The 9,392-nt window shown below is 60.9% G+C and carries 10 protein-coding genes; 2 read left to right on the forward strand and 8 right to left on the reverse strand.

The features are described 5' to 3' along the window. Positions 1–11: 11 nt before the first annotated feature. The 7 genes from SxD43FB_RS14195 to SxD43FB_RS14225 form a co-directional block, all read right to left on the reverse strand. Entirely contained in the window at positions 12–518 is a 507-nt protein-coding gene (locus SxD43FB_RS14195; RefSeq protein ID WP_096062740.1) for a thermonuclease family protein, read from the reverse strand. Continuing rightward, entirely contained in the window at positions 518–718 is a 201-nt protein-coding gene (locus SxD43FB_RS14200) for a hypothetical protein (RefSeq protein WP_096062741.1), read from the reverse strand. Before SxD43FB_RS14200 ends, SxD43FB_RS14195 begins: the two co-directional genes overlap by 1 nt. Before the next feature lie 42 nt (positions 719–760). Continuing rightward, positions 761–1,369 (reverse strand): hypothetical protein, encoded by a 609-nt coding sequence (locus SxD43FB_RS14205; protein WP_096062742.1) that lies wholly within the window; start codon positions 1,367–1,369, stop codon positions 761–763. Positions 1,370–1,397: 28 nt separating this feature from the next. Then, positions 1,398–1,715 carry a hypothetical protein gene (locus SxD43FB_RS14210; protein WP_096062743.1) on the reverse strand — a complete coding sequence of 106 codons (318 nt, stop codon included), beginning with the start codon at positions 1,713–1,715 and terminating at the stop codon, positions 1,398–1,400. Between the two features lie 14 nt (positions 1,716–1,729). Continuing rightward, positions 1,730–2,683 carry a zincin-like metallopeptidase domain-containing protein gene (locus SxD43FB_RS14215; protein WP_096062744.1) on the reverse strand — a complete coding sequence of 318 codons (954 nt, stop codon included), beginning with the start codon at positions 2,681–2,683 and terminating at the stop codon, positions 1,730–1,732. A gap of 129 nt (positions 2,684–2,812) precedes the next feature. Beyond that, positions 2,813–4,966 carry a ParB/RepB/Spo0J family partition protein gene (locus SxD43FB_RS14220; protein WP_096062745.1) on the reverse strand — a complete coding sequence of 718 codons (2,154 nt, stop codon included), beginning with the start codon at positions 4,964–4,966 and terminating at the stop codon, positions 2,813–2,815. Positions 4,967–5,630: 664 nt separating this feature from the next. Continuing rightward, positions 5,631–6,488, reverse strand: coding sequence for a universal stress protein (locus SxD43FB_RS14225; RefSeq protein WP_176482789.1), 858 nt, complete (start codon positions 6,486–6,488; stop codon positions 5,631–5,633). A gap of 540 nt (positions 6,489–7,028) precedes the next feature. Here SxD43FB_RS14225 and SxD43FB_RS25280 point away from each other — a divergent pair. Beyond that, positions 7,029–7,196, forward strand: a complete 168-nt coding sequence (locus SxD43FB_RS25280; protein WP_176482790.1) for a hypothetical protein — start codon at positions 7,029–7,031, stop codon at positions 7,194–7,196. Between the two features lie 59 nt (positions 7,197–7,255). Then, positions 7,256–7,546, forward strand: a complete 291-nt coding sequence (locus SxD43FB_RS14230; protein ID WP_096062747.1) for a hypothetical protein — start codon at positions 7,256–7,258, stop codon at positions 7,544–7,546. Between the two features lie 51 nt (positions 7,547–7,597). On the opposite strand, the gene SxD43FB_RS14235 is transcribed toward SxD43FB_RS14230, so the two are convergent. After that, positions 7,598–9,274, reverse strand: coding sequence for an SLC13 family permease (locus tag SxD43FB_RS14235; RefSeq protein WP_096062748.1), 1,677 nt, complete (start codon positions 9,272–9,274; stop codon positions 7,598–7,600). Between the last annotated feature and the right edge of the window lie 118 nt (positions 9,275–9,392).

Below are 9,392 nucleotides of genomic sequence, written 5' to 3' on the forward strand. Positions count from 1 at the left end.
CCCCACGGCGGTCATCGCTCGCATTGCAGTCGCTCCCCTCGCCGCCAGCGCGAGGGCTCGATCCAGCGTCCAGCGAGTGCCCCTGCCCTATTGGTCTTCGCTTGGGCAAATGCCGCCTCGTAGCGGGCGGCGCGCCTCGGATCGCCGCGAAGATATTGGGCCTCGGGGATAGCAAGGCCTGCACGGATCAGCCGCTCGCCAAGGTCGGCGCCATCGACCGTGACGGTGGCGACGGGACGGCTGTAGGTGCTGGACGTTGTGAGTTTGATCTCTGCGGTCTTGCCGCGAAGCATGTTCGCAGCGAGATCCTGCGCTGCTTTGCCGCACTGCCAGCAGCCGTCGCGGCGTTCGCAGTATTGCCGGCGTTCGAAGGCATCGACGCCGAGAAGGCGAAAATCTACGGCCACGGTGTCACCATCGAGGGCGCGAGCCTTGGCTTCGAAGCTCTGGTTTGCCAGCACTTGGGAAGAGGCGCCGCACGAAGCCAAGGCGAGCACGGCAAGAAGGATCGCCCGCATCAGGAAACGATCTCGACTTCGACGTGAGCGTCGCGTGACGGAGACGTTGAGACGCAGAAAGGCTGTAGCGGATTGCCGGTTCGCACGATGCTGACGCGGCCCGATTGCGCGTCGAAGAGCCGGGATGCGACGCGGTGGGCGTTCTCGCGACTGCACAGGATGTAGCGCTTGGACGAAAGGTCGGGGGATAGGGCAGGCATGACAGATCCTCTTTACGCAGATCATGGTCCGGGCAAGCCGGCTCAGGCAAATATTGTCTTGTGGACCCTGGTCACCGGCACGATCGTCCATTCCCGCTCCATGAAGCGGCTGATTGCGTAGCCGTAGCGGCTCTCGGGATCTCGGAAGCTGAGGCGCCGGCCACGCTTCACGACGATGAATTCGTCGCCGACATGGCCGTCAGAGAAGGTGAGCGCCGAAGCGAGCTTGATGCGGTCGCCGTCCTCGATCTTGCGGGCGCGTCGATCGAGATTGGCGCGGCAGCGACGGCGCCAGTCGAGCGCATATTCCCGGTCTGTGGGCGTCAGCAGAACAAGAATGCGACCAGGGCAGCTGTCCTCATAGGGGCCCATGGACTCGTCCATATCCTTGTAACCGAAGTTCTCACCCGTCTTGCTTTTGGGATTCCACATCACCTTGCAGACGATCGCGAAGATGTCTCCCGCGACGCCATCGACCATGACCTGCGCGGCAGCGTAATAGGTGCGGTTCTGCGGGCAGGACGAAGCGAGCACCTTGAGCCCTTTGGTGATGCCATCGACATCTCGACTGTAGGTGAATTGCGCGTCCAGATACGCCTTGGCGGTCTCGTGGCCGCCCATGTGGTAACGGGACATTGTGAGCCAGCCCATGCGGGATCTCCTCAAAGTTGGGTGAAATTTACCAATCGTGGACCGGCAGGTCGTCGATCGGCGCGCAGTCGCGGTCGAACTGAATCCAGTCGGCGCCCGCGGCCTCGGCTACAGCGAGGCAGGTCTGAAGCGACAAGGGCATGGCATCGCGTCCGGGGGATCGAACCCAGATGAACCAACCATAGTCCTGCCAGCGCTCCGCGACGATCTGTCCCTGCCAGATGGCAGGGTTCCCACGGGCCGCGATCGGAAGCGGATATTGGATGAGAGCGTCGATTTCCTTCGCGGTATTCTCATCGACATGGCCGGTCGAAAGACAGGCTAGGATGTGGGTTTCAAGTGCCATGGAGCATCTCTCCCTCAGGCGGCCTCGGCGAGACGCTCATCGGCCTCGGGCGACGGCGCAGCGCGCGTTTCCAATGCTGGTTCGTCACCGAACGCCAACAGATAGTTGAAGGCCTGCTCGGCCTTGGACGCAGCGTGGATGATGGCGGTCTTGTCCCCTCGCAGGATGCCCAACCAATGCGCGACATAGCTGGCGTGACTATCGTGCAGCTCATTCGGCAGGCCGAGATGCGCGCAAACGAGCCCGCTGCCGAGCTCAGCGACCAGCTCTTCGAAACTATATGCCTGGTCGCCGAACCGCTTGCCGAAGGTGCGCGCGAGGCGCTTGCTGCCGCCAGCCCAGTGCGTGGTCTCGTGCCCGCGAACCGAGGCATAATGATCCATGGTACGGAATGAGCGCTGGTGTGGCATCTGGATGTAATCAAAGGTCGGCTGAAAATAGGCTTGGTCGCCGCCGTGCCGGACGTCGGCCGGGATCGCGTCGAAGAAGCGGTCGATCTCGGCCTGGTGGGCCGAGGGATCGATCGGCGCGGGCTCTTCAGCCGCCGGGTAGAAATACGCTGGCAAGCCGTCGATCTGATCGGCGTTAAACACGATGTAGTGGCGGAGGAAGCGGATGCTCCGCTCCTTTTCCGCGCCGGTGACCGGGTTGGCCTCGGTCTTCTTGAAGCTTGAATAATAGACCGATAACGACCCGCTTTCGCCGCAGCGAACATGACCACCCAGAGCCTCGGCCTGGCGAAACGTCATCCAGTAGCGTGAGCGGTAGCCCTTCGCGTCGCCGATCGCCCAGAGGTAGAAAGTATTGATGCCCGTGTAGGGCGTGCCGCAGTGTCGCAGTGGACGTCCGCCGCTCCCCTGGACACGCCAGGGGCGGCTCCAGGGCGGGACGCCTTCCTCGAGCTTCTTGATGATGAGATCGGTGATCTCCGCCGCGACATCGCGGCTCGGTCGTGCATTTGCGGGCATGACGATTGGCTCCAGCGAGCGAGCAAGAGGGGCCGCCGATGGACAAGCATCGGCGGCCAGTTGCCCAGGAGGAAAGTGAGCGATGGACGGGGACCGGCAGCGCGCCGCCGCCCCCCGTCACGGCGATGATCAGGCAGCGACCGGCTCGAGCGCCACGTCGTCGGCCGCGGGCGTGTCCGATCCGGCATCGGTGACCGGCTCGCCGCCTTCGGACGGACCATCCTGGTCGATGCCGTCCCCGGCGATCGCCTGTTCGTCGGCTTCATCGAGATCGCTATCCTCGACATCGATGATGGCCTGCTCGTGCTGACCGTCGAGGAACCGCATCGCGTTCGGAACCCACGCGAGCGCCGCTTCCTTGACCTCGGATTCCACGATGGTGTCGCCGGAGAAGAGCTTCTGGCAGCTCGCCGAGATTTCGGTCTTCTTGAGCGAAGCATGACGCCCGCTGAGCGCCGGTCCGCCGACCTCGTCGAGCAGACTGAGGATGCTGCCCTTGTTCACCCGATCGAAGAAGTTCTCAGACGTAGGGCGCCACCAGCTAGCAACATCAATTTCGAGGATCGACGCCAATCGGTTGTGGAGCGGGGTCTGCTCGTTGCTGATGCCGGGCTTCGCTTCGAGCGAGATCGCCACGATGTAAGCGAGCCAGTTCGCCTTGCTGTCATCGTCGAGCGCCCGGAACCCCTCGAAGCGTACAACCTCGCTTTCGTGCTCGGTCCATGCAGCGTCGAGCCCTTCATGGGCCTCGGCCAGATAGTCCCGCGCACGCGACGTCGGCGTGTCGCCGGTATTGGGATCCTGCGGCCCGCTTGCGCGGATCGTGGTGCCGTACTTCGTCGCATTGTAAGTGTAACGGCCCGACGTTTTGGTGCGCGCATCGACCATCACGAACAGCGCATAGTCGAGTGCGAGCGCGGGCTGGGCGAGGATGCAGGAAGCCAGGATGTCCCGGCGCTGCATTGCCAGTTCGTCGTAAAGCCGCGAGCTGAGCGGTTTGCCACCAGGCGCAACGGCCTCGGGCCGATAGGTCGGTTCCGACGGCTCACTGCCACCGACGCGGAAGCCGCCAGAGGATCCTTCACCGCCCTCCCCTTCATCGCCTTCGCCATCACCGGGTTCATTGATGAGGATCTGCTGCTCGCTGTAATATTGCGTGTCGAGACGCATCTCGCCCTGCGGGGTCAGCAACAGAAATGCGCCGACGTGCGGCTTCAGCTCATCGGGAAGAACCGGAGCGCGGTTTTCGATCGCTTCGGCCTCGGCGATCAGGCCGTCATCCTCCTGGTCCAGGAGCTTGAACGCATCTTCGGAGAGCGAATCGTCCTCCATCTCGGCCTCGAGTTCACTACGGCGATCTTCGATTTGCGCGAGGCGAGCCGCCTGTTCCTCCGTCAGGGCCGGGGGCTGGAGGATCGTCCGATACAGGCCATGTGCCGCGTTATGCGCATAATTGCTGGCGATCGGACGGATCCAGGCGAGTCCTGTCTCATCACCGATGCGCTTGGCTTCGGTTTCCATGATCTCTCCGGCAAGCCGGTGCGCGATCTCGGGATTGACCCACCGGTCATTGCCGTCGGTGAAGAGGTCGCCGTCGATCTTGCCGCCAGCTTCCCGATATCGCGTCTCGCCGACCAGAACGGCGATCGGGTCACTCGCCTTGAGGGTCTCATTCGCAATGACGCGGCGGATCGTGTCTGCCGTGACGTAATTGTTCTGGTAGCCGGTCCAGACCAGGAGCTGCTTCTCCTGATTCTCGGTCGACGCATAGGCCTTGGCGACGTCGAGGGTGATCTCGCCCTTGCTCAGCGCTTCGAAGATCGGCTCGGCGAGCGATGCAAGCCGGAGGCGGCCTTCGACAAAACGGCGGGTGACGCCGAAGCGCTTGGCGACCGCGTCGATGTCACCGCTGGCACCGATGAAGTGCTGGAAGGCGCGGCATTCCTCCGCAGGGGTCATCTTGAGCTGGTGGAAGTTGGTGGCAGTCGATGTCTCGGACAGCTCCGCATCGTCACCGGTCAGCACCATCACGGGTACATCATAGTCGGTCTCGACGATCGAGCCGCGCTCGGCCAGCAGGCGAAGGGCCCGCCAGCGGCGACCGCCGTCAAACACTTCGAAGGTACCGCGTGGCTTCTTGGCCGGCGTGACGAGCAGGTTCTGCAGGACGCCTTTGGCCTCGATGCTCGCGGCCATGGGTTCGATTTGAAGCTGCTCGTCCGGCGCGGTGCGAACATTGATCGGCGAAAGGCGCAGCTTGCTGAGTTTGATGGTCTGGATCACAGGGGTAACTCCTCTTGGCGTCCGGCAATTCCCGGACACCATCCCCGCTCCCCCTTCCCTCTATCCCAGGATCGCCTTGGGCCGATCCCCGTAGGTCGAGTTGATCACCCTGTGCTGCAACACAGCCCTTCGTCGCCCGAAGAATTTGGTCAAATCGGGTACTATTGGCTGGGCGTTGCACCGCCAGATACACAAACAACGAGCCATTTAGAGGCTGTATTACGCCCCCTCTCCGCCGCTTAGTATCCCGTGTGCGGATCCCAAAACTGGCCATTCCTCGGCGGCCATGAAGCGACCCCGGGAAGGTCGGCAGTTCGGACTTTGCTGCCCTTCCAAGGCCACCAATTGAACGACGGGTTAAACCAAAAGCCGCCGTTCAATCTCGGGGCGCTGAATGGCCTCGGTGTGTAGGACGGACCGGTAAGTCCCCTTTCGGGCATCAATCCGCATCAGCGGCCCTTCGTTCATTGGTCCAGGATTCGGCTCGTGAGTGACCGAGGATGCTCAATCCGGCCAATTTGTCGCGGCTAACCGCGCGCGCTTACGGCCACGATTGCAATCCCAATGCACTCGGAGCGATGAAGCCAAGGCGACCAAATCCGCAAGCCGATGCTATTTGTGACAAGGTTCACGCGCGGCGCGCCGCAAAAAGCCACCGACCAATTCAAGCACTGGCGATCGGAACAACCAGGACGTCAATTATTGCATCTCTTACAAAGTCCTGGGCAACGCTACCGAGAACGAATTTTTCAATTCCCGATCGCCTGTTAGTACCGATAACCACGAGGTCGGCCCGCTCACGTTCCGCAATTCGCCTGATCATCTCGGCGGTCGCGGTCACCATGGGGACGATCACAGTCTTGGAAGGCGCGATGCCGGTTGCCCGGACGTATTCACGCATCGCCTGCTCTGCTTCGTGTCGCTCAGAGGCCTGCGGATCATCTGATAAGCTGATAAGCGCGGGTTGCACACCGCCAGGATCCTGGGTCTCGAATGCATGTGATGCGATCACGCGGACATCCTCCAGCAATCCTATTGCGTCGGCCGTAAGTGCTGCCCTCATCGAGCTATCCGAGAAATCCGTTGCTATGAGAATGTTGGAATATGTTGCGGACGGCACACCATTGGCGATCAAGACCGGATAGGGAGCTTCTTTGAGAACCAATTCCGCAATCGTGCCGAGGAATACGTCCTCGAGCAGGTTCGGTTTGTGCGGCCCAAGCACAATCAGTTCGGCAGACAACTCTCGCGCCGTTTCGGTGAGCGCGCGGCATTCGGAGCCCGTTATCAATCTGTATTCACACGGCACGCCATCATGGTGAATTATCGTATCGGCGCTTTCCGCAAGGAGAGTTTGCAGTCGGTCGGCTTTTCGCTCGAGCGTAATGGCATCATCGGACTCCTTGGCCATTGCATGGACCAACGCCAGACGGGCTCCGGCTTTTCGTGCTGCCAGAACGGCCCGTCTGATCGCCCGATCGGAGCGCGGAGTGAAGTCTGTCGCCACGAGGAAAGTGAGCATTTTATCTCCCGAGAGTAGTCTGGACCTTCGCGATCGCAGCCGATGCGCGTTGTGGTGAGGGCCTGCCAGCGATAACCCTGCGCATCGTCCCGGCAGATAAGTACAGAGCATAACACCATCTTGGACGGCGGAAACAGAGATTCTGGTTGGCGAGAGTGATCAGGCCTAGGGGCATTGCAGAACGAAAACGCTGTGTTCAGCACCATTTCCTATGGCACCATGTCCCTCGAGTAGGGGAACGCCCGCACGTTTCGTGTAGGGGGCATGATTTCGACCAGCTCGTCAAAGGGGTCGATATTTTCAAGCGTTACAAGCTGTCGCGATCAAGCACGAAGCGCGCTGTCATCGCACAACAGCTGGAACGCTTGCTCGTTGTCCATAACCGCTGATTGCCGTCTCGTCGAGAAGGTCGTAACCATCCTCGTGGTATAGGGTGAGCGATCAGGCGGACCGAGGGTCAGTCCCGTTGATGACGAAGAAGGTGCAACCGGGCCGCCGATCCCTGAACCGCGGAACACCTTGGGGCTGAGGTTGGATGTGATGGCCCAGATTGGCGGTCAGCATTATATTGACGCCCGCAGACTCCATTGCATCGAGCAGTATCTTGAAGCCGGCATGGCGAAATGCTTCCAGAATGATGCGGCGGCCGGCCGCCGCGCGACCTTGGTGTGGTCGTGTACCGACAACGCTCAGGGGGCGGAGCCCTGACTGGACAAGCTGAGTGTGTTTGTTGCAAGGTGGCTGATATCAAGATGGAGTAGCCATGTATGCGAGAGGAGATTCTCGTTGAGAATCCGCACGGGAACGATCTGGAGTTCGAAGGCGAACTTCTGATAGACGAATCCCATTTCGACGTGGGGTTTGTTAAAGTTTGGCGAACACTCGGCGGACGCTACGTGCTGAGGCAGACCCGCTCATCCCGGCCTGGTTTTAGGGACATAGATCGGGTCGAAAAGTTCGACACCGCGCAGAAGCTGTCTGAAGCTCTTGGGCATTCACGTGGGGCCAAAGAGATCTCTCGAAAGCTGGGGCTTTCCCGCACTGACCGCATCGACTGAGATCTGGCGAGCCCGCTCCCCTGCTTCGCGCGGCCAATCGACCGCCCCGCGTCAGAATGGGAAAACCAGCGGGACGAGCAAAACGCTGGTAGCCATAGAAACGATCGAGAGCGGCACACCAATCTTGACAAAATCCCCGAATCGGTAATTGCCTGGAATCACGACGAGGGTGTTCACGGGTGAGGAAACCGGCGTCATGAAGGCCGTAGATGCGGCCAGTGCGACAATCATGGCGAAAGGATAAGGCGAAAGGCCAATACTGGCTGCAATCGCCAGTGCTATCGGCGCCATCAGTACCGCTGTCGCCGTGTTGGAAATGAACATGCCCAGCAGTGCCGTCAGAAGGAAGATAGACGCAAGAACTACGCGCGGACTTGCCTCGCCCACCAGCGCCAGCAGGAGATCGGCTGCAAGGTCCACGCCTCCTGTATTCTGGAGCGCAATCGAGAACGGCAGCATGCCGACGATCAGGATCAGGGTTTGCCAATGGATCGAGCGGTAAGCATCGGTCATGTCGATGCAGCGACACAAACCTAGGAGAAGGCCACCGATGATAGCCGCCAGCACATTGGGGACAATTCCTGTGGCCATCATCATCACCACAAGTGCAAGGATGGCGAGAGCAAACGGAGCACGCGACGGTGCCGGCACCACGTCTTCGAATTCGGCAGGCATGGATAGCACGATGAGCTCTCGATGGTCGCTCTGCAGCCGACGAATTGCGCGCCAGGCGCCCACCACAAGAAGGGTATCGCCCAGGTGCAGCGTCTCGTCGGCGATGCTGCCTTGCACGGCTCCCTGACGCCGCTTCAAACCGATCACGGCCAGATCGTGTTCTGTGCGGAAGCGGGCCTCGACCAAAGTTTTACCGATCAACCGGGACGTCGCCGGAACAAGGAGCTCTGCCATCCCGATTTCCTGTGTCCGGTCAGTGAAGTAGTCCCCCGAGATCGGAAGTTCCTCCAATCCGAGCCGGGCCTGGAGATCGCCACCCTCTCGCTGACGGTTCCTGAAATCGAGGAACAGGACATCATTTGCCTGCAAAACACTATCAAAGCGTGGTCGCATCATCCGCTTGGACAGGCGCTGGCTGCGCTCGATCCCGATGATATTGATGCCGGCGCTCGCGCGCAGATCGAGTTCGTCGAGCCTTTTGCCCACTAGCTTGCTGTGAGGCGTGACGCGCAGGCGTAGCTCCCGCCCCGCCAGGCTATATTCCTTTATCCATTCTGCGAGCCTTGGTTGCGGGGGCGTCAGGGAGGGAGGCGGCTGGCGCTGACCAAGGAGGCGGCGGGCAACAAGCATGTACCCGATCGCGAGGATCAATATCGGAATGCCAAAGGGCGTGAATGCGAAGAAGCCAAAGCCCTCATGTCCCGCTCTAACCAGTTCTCCGTGAACGATGAGATTGGGCGCGGTTGCCACGAGGGTCATCATGCCGCTGATCAGGGCTGCGACACTAAGGGGCATCATCAGCCGTCCGGGATCGATCTTCGAATTCCGCGCAATCCGGAGCACCACCGGGATAAAGATCGCCACCACCCCGGTCGAGCTCATGAAAGAGCCCACAGCCGCGACAATGATCATGAGAAAGACGATGAGCCGCGCCTCGCCTGGACCGGCATGACGGACCAGTAAATCGCCAAGACGCTGCGCCACTCCAGTCCGAACCAGCCCCTCGCCTATCACAAACAAGGCAGCGATCAGGACGATGTTGGGGGTATCCATCCGGCGGCGCCCGCCTTGTCGTGAGGTAGTGGACTGCTCTTAAGAATGCTCTCGAGAGTAGGCTTAGGAGCGGTTCATGGGGCAGATAACGGTAATGACCGGGCCGGAACGGCGGCGG

Origin of the sequence: Sphingobium sp. D43FB, from assembly GCF_002312805.1 — a bacterium.
Classification (GTDB): domain Bacteria; phylum Pseudomonadota; class Alphaproteobacteria; order Sphingomonadales; family Sphingomonadaceae; genus Sphingobium.